Here is a 20,616-nt window from a genome sequence, read left to right as displayed (position 1 = left end):
GCTTTACTTCGTATCTAACATTCTACCTAGCGCGCTGTATATATTGATATATGTGATCCATCTCACTTTCCCATGTTCGCTGCGCTACCTCTGCCAAGCCTCCATCGACAAGGGATTGCCGGATCTCCAGATCCTCTACGAGCATCTTCACCGCTTGCAGGACAGCTGTGGGGACTGGATCCACCAATACGGAATTCACCATGTCCCGGCAAAACCATTCAACGTGCGGCCCCCTGTTCGAAATGACAGGAACACCACACGCCATCAGCTCAACGGGAAGATATGAAAGATTGGTCCCGGAGAAGGCGATACCTATATCGCAGGCACGATATAAGTCGCCTGTCTTGGCTAAGCTTAAGCTGCCCAGTAGCGTTGCTTTAAAGGGAAGACAATCTTCGATGTCGAGGCCTGCGATAACAATCTCAATATCAGGATAGCTTCGAGCAACTTTTGCTAAAGATGCAATTCCTAATTCGAAGCATCTTCGCTCAGTGGAAGGTCTTCCATAAAAGAAAATTCGCGAGACCTTTTCTTTGACCTTACCCTCTTTAGAAGATGGAAAGAAAATATCTCTGTCTGTCGAGAAAACATAGTGTTCGGCTCGCCCCCCGAACGACTCATACATGGCACGATTCCAATTGCCTCCGGCAATCGCAGGAAACCCAAATGTATAAGTGTTATTTGCCTGCATGGAAGCCGTTCCATGAGCATAAAAGTTGGATTCAAAATCCTGCATGAAATAAAATTTTGACTTCGCAAACGGGAAAGCTTTGACGAAATATGCAGACTGCCAAGTAGTTGCAAAAGCGATACTACATTCAGGGAGCAATTGTATGTCTGTAACCACCTCAAGCTGACAGTTTGGAACGGCAGCATTCAATTCCGCCTTAAGGGCGTCAGCCGATCGACCAGCCTTATTATAAGTGTAAATAATTTGTCTCGTGCCCTTCTTCGCAAAATGATTTGCAAAGCGGAATAGCGTATAATGTCCGCCACCCCATACGTTCGCCCAAGACGGAACAAACCAAACGAAGCAATCGCCAGTACCCGGCGAGAGAATAGGCGAAGTCCGCCCCCCTAGATCTAAACTCCAGTCCCAGTAATCATGCACAGAGGCGAGACTTCGATTTAACCTTCGCTTCCTTTTCTGATTTCTTAGAGTTCTGCGAATGAGCCCAGATTTATGAAACATCGCCTACCTGCTGCTTGGACAAACACTAGACCAACTTATTTGGCCGATAGCCGATTTATCTAATTTATGCCAGTCCTCCCGATAGAACATTGACGATAGCTTTATTATGGCGGCCACCTAAAGATTGAATTAGACAGGGTCCTAGAAGGTGCAAAATAGCTTAGGGATTTCATGTGACAAAGGTTTTGATTACCGGCGCAACCGGAATGCTCGGCCAATATGCACTCGCTGCTGCAAAAGCAGAGGGCTATGATATTATAACATTCGGTCGGCCACAGAATGATTTGAACAATATAGAAACGATTGCTCCTTTTATTGCTCAAATAAAACCTTCGATCGTCCTGCACCTTGCTGCGCAAACTGATGTTGACCTTTGTGAACGAGACCCCGCCCTCGCTGCACGAATCAACGTGCTTGCTACCAGGGAAGTGGCTAAGGCCACTACTATGGTGGGAGGATGGTTAGGATACGTTTCCACAAGCAACGTTTTCGGAGCCAAGGAACAGACAGTTTACAACGAACTCGATTTACCCGACCCAGTAAATTATTATGGCCGCTCCAAATTTTGGGGCGAGCAAATGGTTATTCAATACGCCCCTCACAACCACCTAATCGTCCGTGCGGGCTGGATGATTGGCGGCGGCGCTTCCAAGGATCATAAGTTCGTAGGAAAAATTATTGCTCAAATTCGAAACGGAGCAAGTCAGATTCTCGCAGTCGACGACAAACAAGGCAGCATAACCGCAGCAGAGAATTTGGCGCGTTTCCTTCTCGCCTCAGCTAAAAGAGGTCGCATCGGACTCTTTCATTTCGCAAGCAAGGGCACGGTTACGCGCTTTCAAATCGCATGCGAGATAGCCAAAAGTCTCGGATATTCCGGCGTCGTTCGCGGAGTAAGGTCAAACATCTTTCCACTCTCAGCACCTCGTGCCACATCGGAAGGAATTGAATCCATTTTTCTATCAGATGCAGCTGAAGATATTTACATAGGCTCTTGGAATGAAGACCTTCAGAAATACATATCACAATTTTAGAAAAGCGAGAGCATCCTGAACAAACAATAGGCGACTCAAATAGCACTCAATCATCAGTCCACCAACTTCACTGGCTTAAATCTGCCTATAGATAGCAGATGTGAGATCTCATGCGCCGTCGAACTACGCAAGACGAATAGTTTGATGTGGCTTACGCCATCCCGCCATCCAGAAAACGACCATAGACAGGGCGCAGAATTTCCGGCACCTATCGTGCAATCGAGAAGATTTGGTCGGCGCACGATGAGCCCTTACCGTACCCTTCTGCGCCCAACATACCTGTGCACAGGCTTTCATACCTATGCCGCGCAGAGTCGCCGAGCATAACAGAATCGGCTTGAGATGATGTCAAATCGTAAGAGAAAGGGTATCGTTCTGGCCGGCGGCTCGGGCACCCGCCTGCACCCGGCAACAATCGCCGTCAGCAAACAGCTCCTGCCGGTCTTCGACAAGCCCATGATCTATTACCCGCTGACCGTGCTGATGCTGGCGGGCATCCGTGAAATCCTGATCATCTCCACGCCGCAGGATACGCCGCGCTTCGTGCAGCTTCTGGGCGACGGCTCAAAATGGGGCATGCGGCTTGAATATGCCGTTCAGGAACGTCCGGAAGGGCTGGCCCAGGCGCTGACGATTGCCGCCCCCTTCGTCGGCCAGGACGATGTCACACTTGTGCTGGGGGACAACATTTTTTATGGGCATGGATTGCTAGAGTTGCTGAACTCCGCCTCCAACCGCAAAAGCGGAGCCACGGTTTTCGCGTATCGCGTCCACGATCCGGAACGTTATGGCGTAGTTGAGTTCGACAAAAACCATCGCGCGCTGTCGATCGAGGAAAAACCGCAAAAGCCGAAATCCTCTTACGCCGTCACGGGCCTTTATTTCTACGACAACGATGCGATCGCCCATGCACGCGCGATCAAGCCCTCGGCGCGCGGCGAGCTGGAAATCACCGATGTCAACCGGCGCTATCTCGACGCAGGCCTTCTGAATGTCGAGATTTTGGGCCGCGGGTTCGCATGGTTCGATACCGGCACGCATGAGTCTCTTTTGGAGGCAAGCCAGTTTGTCGCGACGCTCGAGCACCGCCAGGGTGTGAAGGTCGCCTGCCCTGAAGAAATCGCGTTCAACCAGAAATGGATCGATGCGGCGCAACTCGATGCGCTCGCCACGGCGCTCGGCAAGACCGGTTATGGCCAGTACCTGAAAGATCTGCTGCGCGAGGAGACCGCATCATGAAAGTGGCGGCGACCGCGTTGGACGGCGTCATGCTGATCGAACCGCAGGTTTTTCACGACACGCGCGGCTATTTCTTCGAGAGCTTCAATCATCAACGCTTTCGCGAGTCTGTCGCGGATGTCCCGTTCGTTCAGGACAATCAGTCATTCTCGAAAAAAGGTGTCGTGCGCGGCCTGCATTACCAGATCGCCCCGAAGGCGCAGGGCAAGCTGGTTCGGGTGCTCGCAGGCGAAATTTTCGATGTCGCCGTCGACATCCGGCGCAATTCACCGCAGTTCGGGCAATGGACTGGAATCAACCTTAGCGCGGATAATAAGAAGCAGCTCTGGGTTCCAGCGGGGTTTGCCCACGGCTTCCAGGTTCTGAGCGAGACCGCCGAAGTACTGTACAAAACAACGGACTACTGGTCCGCCGAACACGAGCGTGCGATCCGCTGGAACGATCCGACCCTTGCGATCGACTGGCCCCTCAAAATGAACCCTGTCGTGTCAGACAAGGACAATGACGCGCCCCTCTTGAGCGCGGCAACCCTCGCCTAGACGACATTTACCGCCCGCGCTTTCGGACGCTTCAGTCGTTGAAGTAGCGTCCTTCCTTCACCTCCGCGACGTAGCCCGCGCGGATAGCGAAGTCCCCGAAATGCTCGCCTTCCTTACGCTCACGCGCGAAGTGTCCGAGCACCTTGTCGAGCGCTTCCAGAATGGCCGGTTCGCCGACATTCTCCAGATACATCTTGTTCAGGCGCTGGCCGTGGAAGCCGCCGCCGAGATAAAGATTGTATTTACCCGGCGCGCGGCCGGTCAGCGCGATCTCGGCAACATAGGGCCGCGCGCAGCCATTCGGGCAGCCCGTCATGCGGATGGTGATCGGCTCATCCTTGAGACCGTGCGCACCCAGCAGGGTTTCGATCTTGGTAATAAGGTCGGGCAGATAGCGTTCGCTCTCGGCCATTGCGAGACCGCAGGTCGGCAACGCCACACACGCCATCGAATTCAGCCGCAGGCCGCTGCGGGTTTCGAATTCATCGAGTCCGTACTGCTTCATCACCGCCTCGATCGCCGGTCTATCCTCCGGCGCGATGTCGGCGATAATGAGATTCTGGTTCGGCGTGAGGCGGAAATGCCCCTTGTGGATGCGGGCAACCTCGCGCAGGCCATCCATCAGCGGGCGGCCGGGCTGGTTGATGACACGGCCGTTCTGAATGAACAGCGTGCAGTGCAGACGGCCGTTCTCGCCCTTGAGCCAGCCGAGCGGATCGCCGTTCGAGGTGAAGGTGTAGGGCTTTGCCGGGTCCAGATCGAACCCTGCCCGGCGCTCGATCTCGGCCTTGATCCAGTCGAGACCCTTGTCGTCGATGGTGTATTTGAAGCGCGCGTGCAGACGATCGACCCGATCGCCATAGTCGCGCTGCACCGACATCACCGCGTCGATGGTCGGAAACAGCTTTGCGGCATCGATATAGCCGATAACGCTCGCAAGTCGCGGATAGGTCTTCGGCGCCTGATCGGTGCGACCAAGGCCGCCGCCAATGGCGACGTTGAAGCCCTTGAGCTTGCCGCGCTCGACGATGGCGATGAGCCCCAGATCCTGCGAGTAAACATCAATGTCGTTGCTCGGCGGGATCGCAAAGCCAATCTTGAACTTACGGGGCATGTAGGTGCGCCCGTAGAACGGCTCCTCGCTGCCGTCCGGCACCTTCTTGATGGTGGAGGGATCGCGCTCCTCCTCGTACCAGATTTCACGATACGCGCCGGTGCGATGCAGCGCGTGCTCACTCGCCTGCTTGGCCAGCGCATAGACTTCGGCATGCGCCTTCGAGACGAGCGGATTCACAGTGGCCATCACGCCGCGGGTGTCGTCGCCGCAGGCGGCCTTGGTGTCGAGCAACACCTCACGTAGCCCCTGCAAGGCCGGGCGCAGATTGTGCTTGAGCACATGATGCAACTGAAAGGTCTGCCGCGTGGTCAGGCGCACCGTGTCGCCGCCATAGGCGCGGCCGAGCTCGTCGAGCTTCAGCCATTGGCTCGGGCTGCAGACGCCGCCCGGCAGGCGCACGCGCGCCATGAAGAAAAACGCAGGCTCCAGCTTCTGGCGGCGGCGTTCATCGCGGATATCGCGGTCATCCTGCTGATAGATACCGTGAAACTTCATCAGCTTGTTGTCGCTCGGATCGACCGACAGCGTGATCGGATCCGCGAGACTCTTCGCGATAGTACCGCGCAACTGGTCGCTATTGGCCTTCAGCGTCTCGTCGGGGCCGAGCTTGTCGAGCGGCTGCGACCGATCGCGGCTGCGATCAACTTCAACTTTCACATCCATCACGCGCGCCCTCAGTAAACGTCGAGCAGGTAGCGGCGGTCGCGCTGCAACTCGGTCAGATATTCGTTCGCCGCCTCATGGCTCAATCCGCCATGCGTCTCGACCACATTGGCGAGCGCCGCATGCACGTCGGGGGCCATATGGGCGGCATCGCCGCAGACATAGACCTGCGCCCCTTCCTCGAGCCAGGCATAAATATCGCGGCCCTGTTCGCGCAGCCGATCCTGCACATAGACCTTGTTCGCGCCGTCGCGCGAGAACGCGACGTCCATCCGGCTCAGCGCGCCGCTCTTAAGCAGCGCCTGCCATTCAACCTGATAGAGAAAGTCGCTGCGGAAATTACGTTCCCCGAAGAACAGCCAGGAGCGGCCCGAAGCCGCTTCGGCCTCGCGCTGCTGCATGAAGGCACGATAGGGCGCGACGCCCGTGCCCGCACCGATCATGATGATCGGCACGTCATTGGCGGGGAGATGGAAATGCGCGCTCGGCTGGATATAGACCGGCAGCGTGGCATCCTCGTCCGTCAGAGAGGCGAGATAGCTGGACGCCACGCCCGCGCGCGGCACGTCGTGCAGATTGTAGCGCACAGTGCTGACCGTGAGGTGGACCTCATCCGGCGCAGCCGTAAGGCTCGAAGCGATGGAATAAAGCCGCGGCTGCAACGGCCGCAGTCCCGCAAGCAGCGTTGCCGGCTCGATGCCGGACGCCGGGAAGCGGTTCACGATGTCCAGGACATGGTGGTTGTGCAGGAACGCGGTGCGCGCCGCACCTTCTTCCGGGCTGCGCAACTGTTCCAGCTCCGAAGAGCCGGTAACGGATGCCCAATGGTCGAGGAAGCGCGGCGTCGCGGCAGTGATTTCAAAAGCGCTGCCGAGCGCTTCGTGCAGCGGCAAGGTTTGCTGCTTCACCGTCACGGGGGCGTCGGCCTGCAGTTTCAGCTTCTCGATCAGCGACGCGACCAGCGCCGGATCGTTGCGCGGCACGATGCCGAGCGCATCACCCGGCTGATAGTTCAGCCCGGAATCCGCCAGCGATAACTCGATATGCCGCGTTTCCTTGCTGGAACCACGGCCCGTCAGCACGATGTTGTCGATCACGCTCGCCGCAAACGGGTTCTTCTTGTCGAAGGATGCCGCATGCGCGGGAGCAGCGGCAGACGAGACGGCCACCGGCGTTGCGGCGGAGGCCTGCACGGCAGGCGCCAGGCGATGCAGCACGTCGGCATGCCAGGCGGCGGAAGGCTCCTCGTAATCGACATCGCAATCGACGCGATCGACGATGCGCTGCGCGCCCAGTTCCTCAAGGCGGCGGTCGATGCGCTTGCCGGCCTCGCAATATTTCTCATAGGTGGAATCGCCGAGCGCAAGCACCGCGAACCGCAGTTGCGGCAGCTTCGGCGCCTTGCGGCTTTCCAGGAATTCGAAGAAACCGACACCGGTCTGCGGCGGGTCGCCCTCGCCATGGGTCGAGGTGATGACGACGAGATCCTGCTCATCCTTCAGGCCGCGCACCTTGTAGTCGGCCATGCTGGCGACGCTGGCATTGATGCCCTGCGCCTTGGCGTCCTGCGCAAAGGCCTTGGCGAGCGCCGCGCTGTTGCCGGTTTCGCTGGCGTAAAGGACGGTGAGGGTCCGGCTGGCGGCGGCAGGCGCGGGCGTCGTAGCCGCCGGCGGCGCCTTTTCCACCACAGCCGTGGCGGAACCGGTCCTCAGGCGGAAGGAATCGCTGACCCCGGAGAAATAGCCGCTGATCCAGGTCGCCTGCTCCGGCGACAAGGTCGTCGCCAGCGAGCTGATCTGCTGCCACTGGTCTTCGGAAAGCGCCGGGCCGGGGAATACTTTTGTCATTGCAACCTTGCTCTCGATGCAGCGCGAACCCATCGGTTCGCGGAGGCGCCTTTCGCTTCAAAACGCGGCTGCAGGACCACTCGCCTGCGCGCCATTCCGGCGAAGGACAACATCGTTGTGCAACTTCATATGGGCCGATGCAAACGCGATGCGAGCCATGCGCGGCATCCGGAAAATTGAAGTTATGCCTGCAAAAGAAGGCCCTTTTGCAAGCGCATGAACGAGGGAAATGTCCGTACTGCGTCCCGGACCGCAGCGAGAATATCCTTCTGCCGGAACCCGGCATTTACCCTCTCGCACCATCGGAAAAATATTTTCGTGACCCGGCAAAACACATGGCCAGCTCGCCGGTTTCCGGAATTTTCGTGACAGATTCGTCCAGCATCGCCGCCCGGCCGCCTGCCTTCCTGGCATTTGAAGACCGGCCGGAGGACATGGCCCGATGCATACCCCAGAGAAGCGCCCGACAAACCCGCTGACGCCCCGGCCGGTAACCATCCGAGCGGTTTTCCGGCCCCGGGACGCCGGAAAAGGCTGGAACGAACGGGGCTTGCCGATGTTAGTGAGGCGGACGAGCGGCTTCACGGAAAGCCCCGTTTTTTGAGGGGTCATGGAATTTTCTGACCGTTACGCCGCATCCCTGACAGACGATGGCCGTTACCGCCTGCTGGTCGAAGCAGTGACGGACTACGCCATCTATATGCTCGATCCCAACGGCATCATCACAAGCTGGAATCCCGGCGCTGAGCGCTTCAAGGGATATACGGCGAGTGAAATCATCGGCCACCATTTCTCCCGCTTCTATTCCGAATCCGATCGCGCCGACGGCCTGCCCGAGCGAGCGCTGGAGACAGCACGGAAAGAGGGCAAGTTCGAGAGCGAGGGCTGGCGCATCCGCAAGGATGGCACGAAGTTCTGGGCCTACGTCATCATCGATCCGATCCGCGCTCCGGACGGCAGCGTGGTCGGCTACGCCAAGATCACGCGCGATCTCACCGAGCGGCGCAACGCGCAGCTCAATCTCGATCAGCATCGCGAGGCGCTGCTGCATTCGCAGAAAATGGAAGCCATCGGCCAGCTCACTGGCGGCATCGCACATGATTTCAATAATCTGCTGATGGCCGTCATGGGCAGCCTCGAATTGATGCGCAAGCGGCTGCCAGACGATCCCAAACTCCATACCCTACTCGAGAACGCGATGCAGGGTGCCCGCCGCGGCTCGACGCTGACGCAGCGCATGCTCGCCTTCGCGCGCCGGCAGGACCTCGTGCAGACTGCCGTCGACATTCCCAATCTGATCCGCGGCATGACCGAACTGCTACAGCGATCGCTCGGCCCGTCCATCGATATCCAGACGCAATTTCCGCTGGTGATTGCTCCGGCTCTGACGGATGCCAATCAACTCGAAATGGCGCTGCTCAATCTCGCCGTGAATGCGCGCGACGCCATGCCGGACGGCGGCCAGATCGTGATCGCCGCGCGCGAGGAAAGCGTGTCCGAGCAAAACCGACTGGCCCTCGCACCGGGGTCATACATCTGTCTCAGCGTCGAGGACGGCGGCACCGGCATGGACACCGACACGTTGCGCCGCGCGGCCGAGCCGTTCTTCACCACCAAGGGGCCCGGCAAGGGCACCGGCCTCGGCCTGTCGATGGTGCATGGCCTGACTGAACAATGCGGCGGCCGCTTCGTGCTCCAGAGTGCAGCCGGCAAGGGCACCACCGCTGAACTGTGGCTGCCGGTCGCCAAACCGAAATTGTCGGTCACACCGCCCGCCTTGCAGATTGTCCAGCCTACTCCCGATCAGGAGTCGCTGATCGTACTCGCGGTCGACGACGACATACTGGTGCTGACCAACACCATCGCGATGCTGGAGGACCTCGGCCATGTCGGGTTGGCCGCCTCGTCGGCGAAGGAAGCACTCGCCATCCTGCAAACCCGTGACGGTATCGATCTCGTCATCACCGATCAGGCGATGCCGCACACGACCGGCCTGCAGCTCATCACCGACATCAAGACGCAGTGGCCCGATCTTCCCGTGATCCTTGCCACCGGCTATGCCGAACTCGAACGTGGCGCCGGCGACAACGTGACGAAACTGCCGAAGCCTTTCACCCAGGCCGAGCTTGGGCGTGAAATCACGGAAATGAACCGCCGCTCTCCGCGCAAGGGAGCCGGACAGGTTCTGAAATTCCGGCAGGGTGCCGTATCGTGAATTGACCGTTGGCAATTCCCGCTTGCCTTCAGGCGCGGGAATGCAACAATCGCAGCATGATCAAAGCCGCCCTCAGCATTAGATCCGCAACATTTGCGTCTTGCCTCGCGCTCGTGACAAGCGCCGCATTGTCCTCATCCGCGATGGCGCAGGACACCGTGCGGTCCCCCTTCACCTCGACGCTGTCGAACACCACGCCGCTTGCCTTCGGGATGGATGCTGAGAGCGCGGCGGCGGCACTCGGCGCACCGCTGACTTATGTGAGCGGATCGCCGGGCAACGAGACCTTCGCCGTCATCCGCATGGTCAACGGCGACGGCTTCCTGTTTCGCAAGGACCCGCTTTATCTGCAATTCCGCCATGGCCGCCTCACCGGATGGAAGGGCGACTGGAGCCGCAGCTGGCTTGGTCGATCGCCGATGTTCTAAAACCAGCGCTCGCCGACGAGAATGGTATCGCCGGGCTTGAGTGTGGTTGCGAGCGGCACTGTGGTGGTCACAGGACCCGCCGGATAGGTCCGTGTCAGCTTGACGTCCTGCCGCTGCGCGCGCGGCGTAAAACCGCCTGCGATCGCCACCGCGCTTTCCGCCGTCATGTTCGGCACGTAAGGATACTGGCCCGGTGCCGTGACTTCACCGAGGATAAAGAACGGCCGGTAGGCCTCGATCTCCACCGCCACATAAGGCTCGCGGATATAGCCGTGCTTGAGGCGCGCGGTTATCACGCCCGCGAGTTCGGCCGGCGATAATCCCTTCGCACGCACGCCGCCGATCAATGGCATCGTGATCGAGCCGCCGGCATCGACCGCATAGGTGTTGGTCAGTCCTTCCTGACCAAAGACGACGATGCGCAGTTTGTCGCCAGCATCAAGCCGGTATGGGCCTTCCGTCGCGGCATAGGCATTGGCGACATTCGCAGGGATCGCGGCGTTCGCCGGTACCACCACGGGTGCACAGCGCTCGGCCGTGCAGGACGCGGTCTTGTAGATCAGCGCATCGAGATCGGCGCGCGGCGCAACGGCAGGCGGCGCAGAGGCACGCATGCAGCCCGACATCGCGAGCGCAATCAGGGTGACGACAATCAGTGACACGCGAGACGGCCGCACCAAACGCTCCGGGCTTGCCCTTTCTCAAGAAAGGGGTTTGCTCCGGTGTGCAGCACTTATGGTTAACAAAGGGTAAGTGGCGCGGGATCGGCGCTTCCCCGGCAGGGAAAGCGCCTTTTCATTCAAGCATTGACGCCGGTACCGATCTGGCAGGACACGCCGGTACCGCCAAGGCCGCAATAGCCGCCCGGATTCTTGGCGAGGTATTGCTGATGATAGTCCTCGGCAAAATAGAAATACTCCAGCGGCGCGACCTCAGTGGAGATCGCAGCATAGCCCTTCTCCGCAAGCGCCTTCTCGTAGGCCGCCTTCGAGGCCAAGGCTGCCTTCATCTGCGCCTCGCTCGTCGTGTAAATCGCCGAGCGATACTGGGTGCCGATGTCATTGCCCTGCCGCATGCCCTGCGTCGGATCGTGGCTTTCCCAGAACGTCTTCAGAAGCGTCTCGTAGGAGATTTTGGCCGGATCGAACACCACGAGCACCGCTTCGGTGTGCCCGGTCAGGCCGCTGCACGCTTCCTCATAGGTCGGGTTGGGCGTGACACCTCCGGCGTAGCCAACTGCAGTGACGTACACGGCATCGCCGAGTTGCCAGAACTTGCGCTCCGCACCCCAGAAGCAGCCAAGCCCGAACACGGCGGTTTCCATGCCCGCGGGATAAGGCCCTTTCAACGCATGCCCGTTGACGAAATGGGACCTTGCGGTCGGGATCGGGTCGGGCCGTCCAGGCAGCGCCTCGGCGGTGGTCGGAACGGTGAGCGGCTTGCGGGCAAAGAACATGGCGGTCTCCTGCGCTGTGACGAGGATATAGGTACTACGCAGGCGACCGCGAAAGGTTACGCCCGCTTAGTCCCGCCCATAGCCGATCAGCGGCTTGGCCGGGCGGCACAGCACCAGAAGCGCGATGCCGAGGACGCCCAGCACCACGCAGGTCGGCTGATGCAGCACGACCTTCACAACATGGTCCCACAGGAACATCGAGGTGTCCTCGACCTTCGCCTGAAAGGCCCGCTGGCTCGCCTGATTGATGTCATTCCAGAAGTCGCCGAGGCGGGTCAGACGCAGGGTCTGGTCAGCGATCGAACGTGCGCCGTCATAAACCAGGAAGATGAAAGCCCCCGCCAGCAGCAGCAGGCCAATGAGGCGAAACAGACCGCGGAACATGAGTCCCCCTTGCCAGACGAAGCGGCAATACCGGGCAAAGCCGTAAAATTCAACCGAATCCGCCCAGTTTCCCTCGAATCCGGGCCATTCCCTGGCCGGGGAAGTCGTTGACGGTCGAAAGCCGCCCCCTTATAAGGAGGCCCAATTGGCGGCGGAGAAATCCGGCCGCCGCTGTTCTTTGAGGCGCGCCCTCATTCTCTGACAGGCGCAGGCTCCGGGACGCGGAACATCATCATTATCGCATCGGCCGTGTGGCCGAGCACGACCAGCCCGGCCTCTTTAAACGGAGTGCCGCCGAAGGACGCAAAGAGACCATGGCCAATACCACCTCCGCCAAGAAGGCGACCCGCAAGATTGCCCGCCGCACTGCGATCAACAAATCCCGCCGCACCCAGATGCGCGGATCGGTTCGTTCGGTCGAGGCTGCGATCGAGAAGGGCGACCGCACTGCTGCCCTCGAGGCGATGAAGCAGGCCGAGCCTCAGCTCATGCGCGCCGCTCAGCGCAACATCATTCACAAGAACAATGCGAGCCGGAAGGTGTCGCGCCTCACCGCGCAGATCGCCAAGCTCGCCAAGTAAACGATCAAGTCCATCATCCCTGCTCCCGCAGGATGCATTGAAGGCCCGGCAATGCCGGGCCTTTTGTTTTTGGGATCGCGCCGCACCATGCGCGCGTAACCATTCTTGTGCGGCGGCACGTCACATCGTACGCAACGGCATCCGCAAAAAAGCAACCACTCACACGCCGCTCTTGCGCGCTGCATCGCGCCACCGCGCGGTTTCGCGCTGTCAATAGCCACGCCGCACGCACGCATCGGCGCACCCAAAGCTACCCTGTTGCGACGAACAGAAATTAGCGCGACTCGATAATCACTTATCGGCATAGCGTGACAGACCACTTTGAAAGCGCCGCACCGCTCTGGTGAATCGTAAATGATTTATGAATTTATTTTGGCGTACCCAAGTTTTGTGACAACGCCTGACGTTCACGAATCTGTCCGGAGATTCAAAAAGTTGGCGATGCGTATCGCGACCCTCCCCAACACCGTGCCGCTGACGCTCAAATTTTTTCGTCACGCGCCAAAAATCATTCCATTGCGGGAAGTTTAGCCTCGTGTATTTCTTAGTTCGTCGCGGCGCATCGCGGCTGATCGGATCGAATGGCCCTTGGTGAAACAAGGTCCCTTGATCGAAAGGCCAAGGGCGGACGTGCAAATCAAAGTGCAGGTTTAGCGACGCTTCCTCAGCGATGATGGAGAAGGAAACTCACACAGTTTGTGAGAATGGCTTGCTATGTCGGAATTCGTCTTCCCCGTCCGGGTCACAGGCACGGGAGAAAAGCCGGAACGCAGAGCAGTCTCCTTCATTGACGCTGGGGAATGTAGAGGAACGGTACGGGCAGGCGGGTCACAAGACGGCGAAGGCGTTGGGCGCCAGGCAGCCGCGATTTAAAAATTGAAATGACTTAAGCTCGCTGCGGCCCACGTAGCGAGAGGGGGGAGAATTATGCCTTTCGAGACGTCTTTCGACATTCTCGGCCTTCACTCCGCAACGGCAGACTCCGCAACGCAAGTCGGTCCGGCTGAAAGGCATCCCACACGCGTCCTGCGCCATCGCGTGTTGCGGCCTCCCAGTACGCATCCAAATCCGCGCTAACCTTTTCGCTCTCGTCTCAGACCAATGATCGTACCGGCGCGCTTGCACCGAACGGGAAGCTGTCTGTGACGGGATGCGGAAGGAGACGCATTAACCGCCAAACCAACCAGAAACTTCAAACAGAAAAGCAAACGAAATGGCAATCGCAGAAGGCATCGAACAGGATCGTTGGACTCGCGTAAAAGGGCGGCTGCGCTCGACGGTGGGAGAGGACGTTTATTCAAGCTGGTTCGCGCGCATGGATCTTGAGCGCGTTGGCGGAGAAAGCGTGCATCTGTCGGTGCCGACACGCTTCCTCAAGAGCTGGATCCAGACCCATTATGCCGACCGCGTGCTGAGCTGCTGGCAGGCCGAACTGCCGGAGGTGAGCCGCGTGGATCTCACCGTGCGGACGCCGGTTCGCGCTCCCGTCGTGGCCAAGGATGCCAAGGCCAGCGTCGAGGAACGGTTGAGCGAGCACGAGCATCGCGGCCCTTCGGAGCTACGCTCGGTTGCGACCGTGCCGGTGTCGGCCAGCCATGAGGCGCTCGGCGGTTCGCCGCTCGATCCGCGCCTGACGTTTGCGACCTTCGTCGGCGGCCGCTCCAACACGCTGGCGCTCGCCGCCGCGCGTCAAGTCGCCGAAGGCCGCCGTGGCGACAACGTGATGTTCAACCCGCTCTACATCCACGCGGGCGTAGGCCTCGGCAAAACCCATCTGCTGCAGGCGGTGACCTGGGCCGGCAACTCAGCCGACCGCAAGGTGCTGTACCTGACCGCGGAAAAATTCATGTACGGCTTTGTCGCAGCGCTGAAAACGCAGACCGCGCTGGCCTTCAAGGAAGCGCTGCGCGGCATCGACGTGCTGGTGATCGACGACCTGCAGTTCTTGCAGGGCAAATCGACCCAGGCCGAGTTCTGTCACACCCTCAACGCGCTGATCGACGCCGGACGTCAGGTGGTGATCGCGGCGGACCGCCCGCCGTCCGATCTGGAGAGCCTCGACGACCGTGTCCGCTCGCGCCTCGCAGGCGGCTTAGTGGTCGAGATGGGCGCACTGGGCGAAGAATTGCGCCTCGAAATCCTCAAGTCGCGCGTCTCCGCCGCCCGTGCCCATCACGCGAGCTTCGATGTACCGCTGCCGGTGCTCGATTATCTCGCCAAAGCTATCACCCATAACGGCCGCGACCTCGAAGGCGCGATCAATCGCCTGCTCGCCCACTCCAAGCTGAACTCCACGCCGGTGACGCTGGAGATGGCGGAGCGTGAAGTCCGCGACCTGATCCGTCCGCAGGAGCCGCGCCGGGTCAAGATCGAGGACATCCAGCGCGTCGTCGCGCGGCAGTACAATGTCAGCCGCTCGGACCTGTTGTCCTCGCGCCGCACCGCCAATGTGGTGCGCCCGCGCCAAGTGGCGATGTACCTCGCCAAAACGCTGACGCTGCGCTCGCTGCCGGAGATCGGACGCCGGTTTGGAGGCCGCGACCACACCACCGTGCTGCATGCGGTGCGTAAGATCGAGTCGCTCGTCTCCAAGGACGTAGCGCTGTCCGACGAGGTCGAACTCCTCAAGCGGCAATTGCAGGAATAACGAGGAAACAGGCCGTTAAACGGCCTGTCCTCTCTTGCACAACGCCCCCAATCACGGCACCTTAGCGGCCCCGCGACGGGGCCGGGCGCCTCGCCTGCCCCTTCGTGGTGTCATGACCGGCGCGCCTTCGCGGCTGCCCGGTTTCCCAACGATCGATGGCAGGCGGAGTGTCATGAAAGTTACGGTCGAGCGCGCGCAACTGTTGAAGTCTCTGGGCCACGTCCATCGCGTGGTTGAACGCCGCAACACAATCCCGATCCTCGGCAACGTCCTGATCCGCGCCGACAACGCCCGGCTGAGCCTGAAGGCGACCGACCTAGATCTCGAAGTCACCGAAACCCTGCCAGCGGAGATCGCCACCGGCGGCTCCACCACCGTGCCCGCGCACATGTTCTACGACATCGTGCGCAAATTGCCGGACGGCTCGCAGATCGTGCTGGAGAGCGACGGCGAACGCGCGGTGCTCGCGATCCGCGCCGGACGCTCGCGCTTCACCTTGCAGACCCTGCCGGAAAGCGACTTCCCCGACCTCGCCGCAGGCGAGATGACCCATTCGTTCACGCTGTCCGCCGCCGACATGAAGCGCCTGATCGACCGCACCCAGTTCGCGATCTCGACGGAAGAAACCCGCTACTATCTCAACGGCATCTATCTGCATGCCGCGGGCTCCGGCAAGGAACAGACGTTGCGCGCGGTCGCAACCGATGGCCATCGCCTCGCGCAATTCGACCTGCCGCTACCGAAAAGTGCCGTCGGCATGCCCGGCGTCATCGTGCCGCGCAAGACGGTCGGCGAAGTGCAGCGCCTGATCGAGGACAACGAGGCTGAAATTTCGATCGAACTGTCTCAGGGCAAGATCCGCTTCACCCTTGCCAATGTGGTGCTGACCTCGAAGCTGATCGACGGCACCTTTCCCGATTACGGCCGCGTCATTCCGCAGAACAATGAGAAGGAACTCATCGTCGACAAGCGCGATTTCGAGGCAGCCGTCGATCGCGTCTCCACGATTTCAAGCGAGCGCGGCCGCGCCGTGAAGCTCGCGCTCTCGGCAGGCAAGCTGGTGCTGTCGGTCGTCAATCCCGATTCCGGCAGCGCCACCGAGGAACTGGAAGTCGAATATGCCTCCGATCCCCTCGATATCGGCTTCAACTCGCGCTACCTGCTCGACATCGCCGCCCAGATCCAAGGCGACGCCGCGGTGCTCAAGCTCGCCGACCCCGGCTCACCGACGCTGGTGCAAGACAAAGCCAACCGCGACGCGCTCTATGTGCTGATGCCAATGCGGGTGTGACGTCCCTTACTTCAGACTGTCATTGCCGGGCATAGCCGTTTGAAGAACGGCGTCGTTCCACTCGCCTACGCCCGGCAATCCATTGCTTGAAACTCCGGGCATCCTGAATTGTCCGCTAACGCGGACGATGGATACGCGGGCCAAGCCCGCGTATGACATTCCTCATGACCTCCTCCCGCATCCTGCGCCTCAGCCTCACGCAATTCCGCAGCTATCGCGCGGCAAGCGTGACAACGCGTGGCGATCTCGTGGTGCTGGTGGGGCCGAACGGCGCGGGCAAAACCAATTGCCTCGAGGCGATCTCGCTGCTGGCGCCAGGACGCGGCCTGCGCCGCGCCCGCTTCGAGGACATCGCCAACCGCGCGGGCGACGGCTCATGGGCCGTGTCGGCGGAAGTCGAAGGCGCGGGCGGCCTTGCGACACTCGGCACCGGGATCGACGCGCCCACGGGCGAAGACGGGAGCGCCAAACGCCGCATCCGCATCGACCGCGAGGCGGTTTCTTCCGCCAGCGCCTTCGGCGAGCATCTGCGCATGGTGTGGCTGACGCCGTCGATGGACGGGCTGTTCACCGGCCCCGCCTCGGAACGGAGGCGCCTCTTCGACCGCCTCGTGCTCGCGATCGACAAGGACCATTCCAGCCGCGTTTCCGCGCTGGAGCGCTCGTTGCGCTCGCGCAATCGCCTTTTGGAGGACCGCAATTTCGATGCGCACTGGTGCGAGGCGATCGAGCGCGAAACCGCCGAGCTTGCCGTCGCCGTCGCCGCCCAGCGCGGCCACACATTGCAACGACTCTCCGCGATGCTCGCCGCGCGCGGCGCGACCTCGGCGTTTCCTTCTGCGCGCATTACACTCGATGGCTGGATGGAAAACGCGCTGATGAGCGAACCGGCGACAGCGGTGGAGGACCACTACCGCGATATCCTGCGCAAGAGCCGCCTGCTCGATGCTGCCGCCGGACGCACGCTGAACGGACCACACCTCACCGACCTGCATGTGATCTACGCGCCGAAAGAGATGCCCGCGAAGGAGGCCTCCACCGGCGAACAGAAGGCGCTGCTGATCGGCCTGATCCTCGCGCACGCTAGCCTCGTCGCCGAGATGACCGGCATCGTGCCGCTGCTTCTCCTCGACGAAGTTGTGGCGCATCTCGACCCGCGCCGCCGCGCCGCTCTGTTCGACGAACTCGCAACGCTCGGCGCGCAGGTCTGGATGACCGGCGCGGACCCTGCCGCATTCACGGAAGCAGGCACACGCGCAGACCGATTCGAAGTCGAGGATGGCGCGATCAAGCCAGCCCGGTAGATCTGTTTTCGGTCTCTCTGCGCCTCCGAAACAGCCTCTCAAAGGGGCGCGAATCAGGCTTTTTGCGAGCCCTCGAAAAGCCCGCCGGCAGCCTTGAAAAACAGTCAAAAAACATTATTTTTTCAATAGCTTGGTTGCACCTACTTTGTCCTAGGCGCAGACCCGGTTTCGTGCCACAAATCAACAGCTCGCAGCCTCAGTTTTCAGGCGCGCATCCTTTATCCCGCAAAGGCTTCTCATGAGCGAACCTGCCCGCAAGTCGACCTCCGAACCGGCTGCCGAATACGGCGCCGAATCGATCCGGGTCCTGAAGGGTCTCGACGCGGTCCGCAAACGCCCCGGCATGTATATCGGCGACACCGATGACGGCTCCGGCCTGCATCACATGGTCTACGAAGTCGTCGACAACGGCATCGACGAAGTGCTCGCCGGTCACGCTACGCGCGTCGAAGTCACTTTGAACCCCGACAATTCGGTGACCGTGTACGATGACGGCCGCGGCATCCCAACCGACATCCACAAGGGCGAAGGCATCTCGGCAGCCGAGGTCATCATGACCCAGCTACATGCAGGCGGAAAATTCGACCAGAACTCCTACAAGGTGTCCGGCGGCTTGCACGGCGTCGGCGTCTCGGTTGTCAACGCGCTGTCAAGCAAGCTCGCTTTGCGCATCTGGCGCAACGACAAGGAACACTACATCGAGTTCAAGCACGGCGATGCGGTGGCGCCGCTCGTGGTGGTCGGCGATGCCAATGGCAAGCGCGGCACGGAAGTCACGTTCCTTGCATCGACCGAGACCTTCACCCACACCGATTACGATTTCGACACCCTGGAGCATCGCCTGCGCGAGCTCGCCTTCCTCAATTCCGGTGTCCACATCCTGCTGTCGGACAAACGTCACGCCGTCGAGCGGCGCGAGGAGTTGCATTACGAGGGCGGCGTCGAAGCCTTCGTGAAATTCCTCGACCGCAACAAGAAGGCCGTGGTCGACACCCCGATCGTGATGCGCGCCGAACAGAACGGCATCAGCGTCGAAGTCGCGATGTGGTGGAACGACAGCTACCACGAGAACGTGCTCTGCTTCACCAACAACATCCCCCAGCGCGACGGCGGTACGCATCTCGCCGGTTTCCGCGGCGCGCTGACGCGCCAGATCACCGGCTACGCCGAGGGCATGGCGAAGAAGGAAAAAATCTCGCTCACCGGCGACGATTGCCGCGAGGGCCTGACCGCCGTGCTGTCGGTGAAAGTGCCGGACCCTAAGTTCTCCTCGCAGACCAAGGACAAGCTCGTCTCCTCCGAAGTTCGCCCGGTGGTCGAGAACGTGCTCAACGCCTCGCTCTCCGCCTGGCTCGAGGAACATCCCACCGAGGCCAAGACCATCGTCGGCAAGGTGATCGAAGCCGCCGCCGCGCGCGAAGCCGCGCGCAAGGCGCGCGATCTCACCCGCCGCAAGGGTGCGCTCGACATCGCCTCGCTGCCTGGCAAGCTTGCCGACTGCCAGGAGCGCGATCCGGCGAAGTCCGAACTGTTCATCGTCGAGGGCGATTCCGCCGGTGGCTCCGCCAAGCAGGGCCGCAACCGCGAATTCCAGGCTGTTCTTCCCTTGCGCGGCAAGATCCTCAACGTCGAGCGCGCGCGCTTCGACAAGATGCTCTCCTCCGAGCAGATCGGCACGCTGATCACCGCGCTCGGCACCGGCATCGGCCGCGACGATTTCGACCTGTCGAAGCTTCGCTATCACAAGATCATCGTGATGACGGACGCCGACGTCGACGGTGCCCACATCCGCACGCTGCTCCTGACGTTCTTTTTCCGCCAGATGCCGTCGCTGATCGAGGGCGGGCATCTCTACATCGCCCAGCCACCGCTCTACAAGGTGACGCGCGGCAAATCCGAGCAGTATCTCAAGGACGAGCGCGCGCTCGAGGATTATCTGATCGAGACGGGCCTTGACGATTGCATCCTCAAGCTCGCCACAGGCGAGGAGCGCAAGGGCCGCGACCTGCAAACGCTGGTGGAGGATGCCCGCACCATCCGCGGGCTGCTCGCTAACATCCACTCGCGCTACAATCGCGCCGTCGTCGAACAGGCCGCGATCGCGGGCGTACTGAACCCGCGCGTCACCGCCGACCCGCAGACCGCCAACGCCGCCGCTGACTACATCGCCAAGCGCCTCGATGCGCTGGCGGACGAAGTCGAGCGTGGCTGGAGCGGCACCTTCACCGAGGGCCAAGGTTTCACGTTCGAGCGTATGGTGCGCGGCGTCAAGGAAGTTGCCGTGCTCGACGACGCGCTTCTGTCCTCCGCCGAAGCCCGCAGGATCGACGATCTGGCGGCTTCGCTGCAGGAAGCCTATCCGCGCAGCGCCATGCTTCGCCGCAAGGATTCCGAAACGGCGATCCACGGCCCGGTCAGCCTGTTCGAGGCCGTCACCGACGCAGGGCGCAAGGGCGTCACTTACCAGCGCTATAAAGGCCTCGGCGAGATGAATCCCAACCAGTTATGGGAAACCACGCTCGATACCAACGCGCGTTCGCTGCTGCAGGTGAAAATCCGCGAGGTGGATGCCGCCGACGACATCTTCACCAAGCTGATGGGCGATATCGTCGAGCCGCGCCGCGAGTTCATTCAGGACAACTCGCTCGACGCCAACGTGGACGTTTAATTCGCCACCGG

The 20,616-nt window shown here is 60.7% G+C and carries 16 protein-coding genes; 10 read left to right on the top strand and 6 right to left on the bottom strand.

Translation table 11 applies throughout. From position 1 onward, the window contains the following. Positions 1 to 22: 22 nt before the first annotated feature. Positions 23 to 1,111 (bottom strand): glycosyltransferase family 4 protein, encoded by a 1,089-nt coding sequence (locus AFIDRAFT_RS08665; protein ID WP_198007803.1) that lies wholly within the window; start codon positions 1,109 to 1,111, stop codon positions 23 to 25. 254 nt (positions 1,112 to 1,365) lie between these two features. On the opposite strand from AFIDRAFT_RS08665, the gene AFIDRAFT_RS08660 reads away from it, so the two are divergent. The 3 genes from AFIDRAFT_RS08660 to rfbC all read left to right on the top strand — a co-directional run bounded on the left by AFIDRAFT_RS08660 (position 1,366) and on the right by rfbC (position 4,004). Then, entirely contained in the window at positions 1,366 to 2,226 is an 861-nt protein-coding gene (locus AFIDRAFT_RS08660; protein ID WP_009338856.1) for an SDR family oxidoreductase, read from the top strand. A 342-nt stretch (positions 2,227 to 2,568) separates the two neighbouring features. Then, positions 2,569 to 3,465 (top strand): glucose-1-phosphate thymidylyltransferase RfbA, encoded by an 897-nt coding sequence (gene rfbA / locus AFIDRAFT_RS08655; protein WP_009338854.1) that lies wholly within the window; start codon positions 2,569 to 2,571, stop codon positions 3,463 to 3,465. Then, complete coding sequence (gene rfbC, locus AFIDRAFT_RS08650) at positions 3,462 to 4,004, top strand: dTDP-4-dehydrorhamnose 3,5-epimerase (RefSeq protein ID WP_009338852.1); 543 nt, start codon at positions 3,462 to 3,464, stop codon at positions 4,002 to 4,004. The genes rfbA and rfbC overlap by 4 nt, the downstream gene beginning before the upstream one ends. Positions 4,005 to 4,035: 31 nt before the next feature. Here rfbC and AFIDRAFT_RS08645 read toward each other — a convergent pair whose 3' ends face one another. Both AFIDRAFT_RS08645 and AFIDRAFT_RS08640 read right to left on the bottom strand, forming a co-directional pair. Continuing rightward, positions 4,036 to 5,784, bottom strand: coding sequence for an NADPH-dependent assimilatory sulfite reductase hemoprotein subunit (locus AFIDRAFT_RS08645; protein WP_009338850.1), 1,749 nt, complete (start codon positions 5,782 to 5,784; stop codon positions 4,036 to 4,038). Between the two features lie 11 nt (positions 5,785 to 5,795). Further along, on the bottom strand, positions 5,796 to 7,631 hold the full coding sequence (locus AFIDRAFT_RS08640; RefSeq protein ID WP_040298164.1) for an assimilatory sulfite reductase (NADPH) flavoprotein subunit: 1,836 nt from the start codon (positions 7,629 to 7,631) through the stop codon (positions 5,796 to 5,798). A 610-nt stretch (positions 7,632 to 8,241) separates the two neighbouring features. Between AFIDRAFT_RS08640 and AFIDRAFT_RS08635 the strand changes: the two genes are divergently transcribed. After that, on the top strand, positions 8,242 to 9,846 hold the full coding sequence (locus AFIDRAFT_RS08635) for a PAS domain-containing hybrid sensor histidine kinase/response regulator family protein (RefSeq protein WP_009338844.1): 1,605 nt from the start codon (positions 8,242 to 8,244) through the stop codon (positions 9,844 to 9,846). A 56-nt stretch (positions 9,847 to 9,902) separates the two neighbouring features. Beyond that, the gene (locus AFIDRAFT_RS08630) at positions 9,903 to 10,274 is read left to right on the top strand and encodes a hypothetical protein (protein WP_009338842.1); all 372 of its coding nucleotides are present in this window, start codon (positions 9,903 to 9,905) and stop codon (positions 10,272 to 10,274) included. Here AFIDRAFT_RS08630 and AFIDRAFT_RS08625 read toward each other — a convergent pair. From AFIDRAFT_RS08625 to AFIDRAFT_RS08615, 3 genes are all read right to left on the bottom strand, one after another. Further along, on the bottom strand, positions 10,271 to 10,951 hold the full coding sequence (locus tag AFIDRAFT_RS08625) for a polysaccharide biosynthesis/export family protein (RefSeq protein WP_009338841.1): 681 nt from the start codon (positions 10,949 to 10,951) through the stop codon (positions 10,271 to 10,273). The two genes, AFIDRAFT_RS08630 and AFIDRAFT_RS08625, sit on opposite strands and share 4 nt — an antisense overlap. A 122-nt stretch (positions 10,952 to 11,073) precedes the next feature. Then, complete coding sequence (msrA, locus tag AFIDRAFT_RS08620) at positions 11,074 to 11,730, bottom strand: peptide-methionine (S)-S-oxide reductase MsrA (protein ID WP_009338839.1); 657 nt, start codon at positions 11,728 to 11,730, stop codon at positions 11,074 to 11,076. Between the two features lie 66 nt (positions 11,731 to 11,796). Next, the gene (locus AFIDRAFT_RS08615; protein WP_009338837.1) at positions 11,797 to 12,114 is read right to left on the bottom strand and encodes a hypothetical protein; all 318 of its coding nucleotides are present in this window, start codon (positions 12,112 to 12,114) and stop codon (positions 11,797 to 11,799) included. Positions 12,115 to 12,428: 314 nt separating this feature from the next. Between AFIDRAFT_RS08615 and rpsT the strand changes: the two genes are divergently transcribed. From rpsT to gyrB, 5 genes are all read left to right on the top strand, one after another. Then, the gene (gene rpsT, locus AFIDRAFT_RS08610) at positions 12,429 to 12,695 is read left to right on the top strand and encodes a 30S ribosomal protein S20 (RefSeq protein ID WP_009338835.1); all 267 of its coding nucleotides are present in this window, start codon (positions 12,429 to 12,431) and stop codon (positions 12,693 to 12,695) included. Between the two features lie 1,213 nt (positions 12,696 to 13,908). After that, positions 13,909 to 15,342 carry a chromosomal replication initiator protein DnaA gene (gene dnaA / locus AFIDRAFT_RS08605; RefSeq protein ID WP_009338833.1) on the top strand — a complete coding sequence of 478 codons (1,434 nt, stop codon included), beginning with the start codon at positions 13,909 to 13,911 and terminating at the stop codon, positions 15,340 to 15,342. A 172-nt stretch (positions 15,343 to 15,514) separates the two neighbouring features. Beyond that, positions 15,515 to 16,633 (top strand): DNA polymerase III subunit beta, encoded by a 1,119-nt coding sequence (gene dnaN / locus AFIDRAFT_RS08600; protein ID WP_009338831.1) that lies wholly within the window; start codon positions 15,515 to 15,517, stop codon positions 16,631 to 16,633. A 164-nt stretch (positions 16,634 to 16,797) separates the two neighbouring features. Beyond that, positions 16,798 to 17,937 (top strand): DNA replication/repair protein RecF, encoded by a 1,140-nt coding sequence (gene recF / locus AFIDRAFT_RS08595; RefSeq protein ID WP_040297923.1) that lies wholly within the window; start codon positions 16,798 to 16,800, stop codon positions 17,935 to 17,937. A 238-nt stretch (positions 17,938 to 18,175) separates the two neighbouring features. Beyond that, positions 18,176 to 20,605, top strand: a complete 2,430-nt coding sequence (gene gyrB, locus AFIDRAFT_RS08590; RefSeq protein WP_009338827.1) for a DNA topoisomerase (ATP-hydrolyzing) subunit B — start codon at positions 18,176 to 18,178, stop codon at positions 20,603 to 20,605. The last annotated feature ends 11 nt before the right edge of the window (positions 20,606 to 20,616 follow it).

This window comes from Afipia sp. 1NLS2, from assembly GCF_000178995.1.
GTDB lineage: Bacteria > Pseudomonadota > Alphaproteobacteria > Rhizobiales > Xanthobacteraceae > Afipia.
This window is presented reverse-complemented; position numbering and strand designations above follow the sequence as displayed.

What these genes read in the sequence shown, in the direction of transcription:
- rfbA (WP_009338854.1), top strand. Translation starts at nt 2,569, where the DNA reads ATGATGTCAAATCGTAAGAGAAAGGGTATCGTTCTGGCCGGCGGCTCG.
- rfbC (WP_009338852.1), top strand. Translation starts at nt 3,462, where the DNA reads ATGAAAGTGGCGGCGACCGCGTTGGACGGCGTCATGCTGATCGAACCG.
- AFIDRAFT_RS08645 (WP_009338850.1), bottom strand. Translation starts at nt 5,784, where the DNA reads ATGGATGTGAAAGTTGAAGTTGATCGCAGCCGCGATCGGTCGCAGCCG.
- AFIDRAFT_RS08640 (WP_040298164.1), bottom strand. Translation starts at nt 7,631, where the DNA reads ATGACAAAAGTATTCCCCGGCCCGGCGCTTTCCGAAGACCAGTGGCAG.
- AFIDRAFT_RS08635 (WP_009338844.1), top strand. Translation starts at nt 8,242, where the DNA reads ATGGAATTTTCTGACCGTTACGCCGCATCCCTGACAGACGATGGCCGT.
- AFIDRAFT_RS08630 (WP_009338842.1), top strand. Translation starts at nt 9,903, where the DNA reads ATGATCAAAGCCGCCCTCAGCATTAGATCCGCAACATTTGCGTCTTGC.
- msrA (WP_009338839.1), bottom strand. Translation starts at nt 11,730, where the DNA reads ATGTTCTTTGCCCGCAAGCCGCTCACCGTTCCGACCACCGCCGAGGCG.
- AFIDRAFT_RS08615 (WP_009338837.1), bottom strand. Translation starts at nt 12,114, where the DNA reads ATGTTCCGCGGTCTGTTTCGCCTCATTGGCCTGCTGCTGCTGGCGGGG.
- rpsT (WP_009338835.1), top strand. Translation starts at nt 12,429, where the DNA reads ATGGCCAATACCACCTCCGCCAAGAAGGCGACCCGCAAGATTGCCCGC.
- dnaA (WP_009338833.1), top strand. Translation starts at nt 13,909, where the DNA reads ATGGCAATCGCAGAAGGCATCGAACAGGATCGTTGGACTCGCGTAAAA.
- dnaN (WP_009338831.1), top strand. Translation starts at nt 15,515, where the DNA reads ATGAAAGTTACGGTCGAGCGCGCGCAACTGTTGAAGTCTCTGGGCCAC.
- recF (WP_040297923.1), top strand. Translation starts at nt 16,798, where the DNA reads ATGACCTCCTCCCGCATCCTGCGCCTCAGCCTCACGCAATTCCGCAGC.
- gyrB (WP_009338827.1), top strand. Translation starts at nt 18,176, where the DNA reads ATGAGCGAACCTGCCCGCAAGTCGACCTCCGAACCGGCTGCCGAATAC.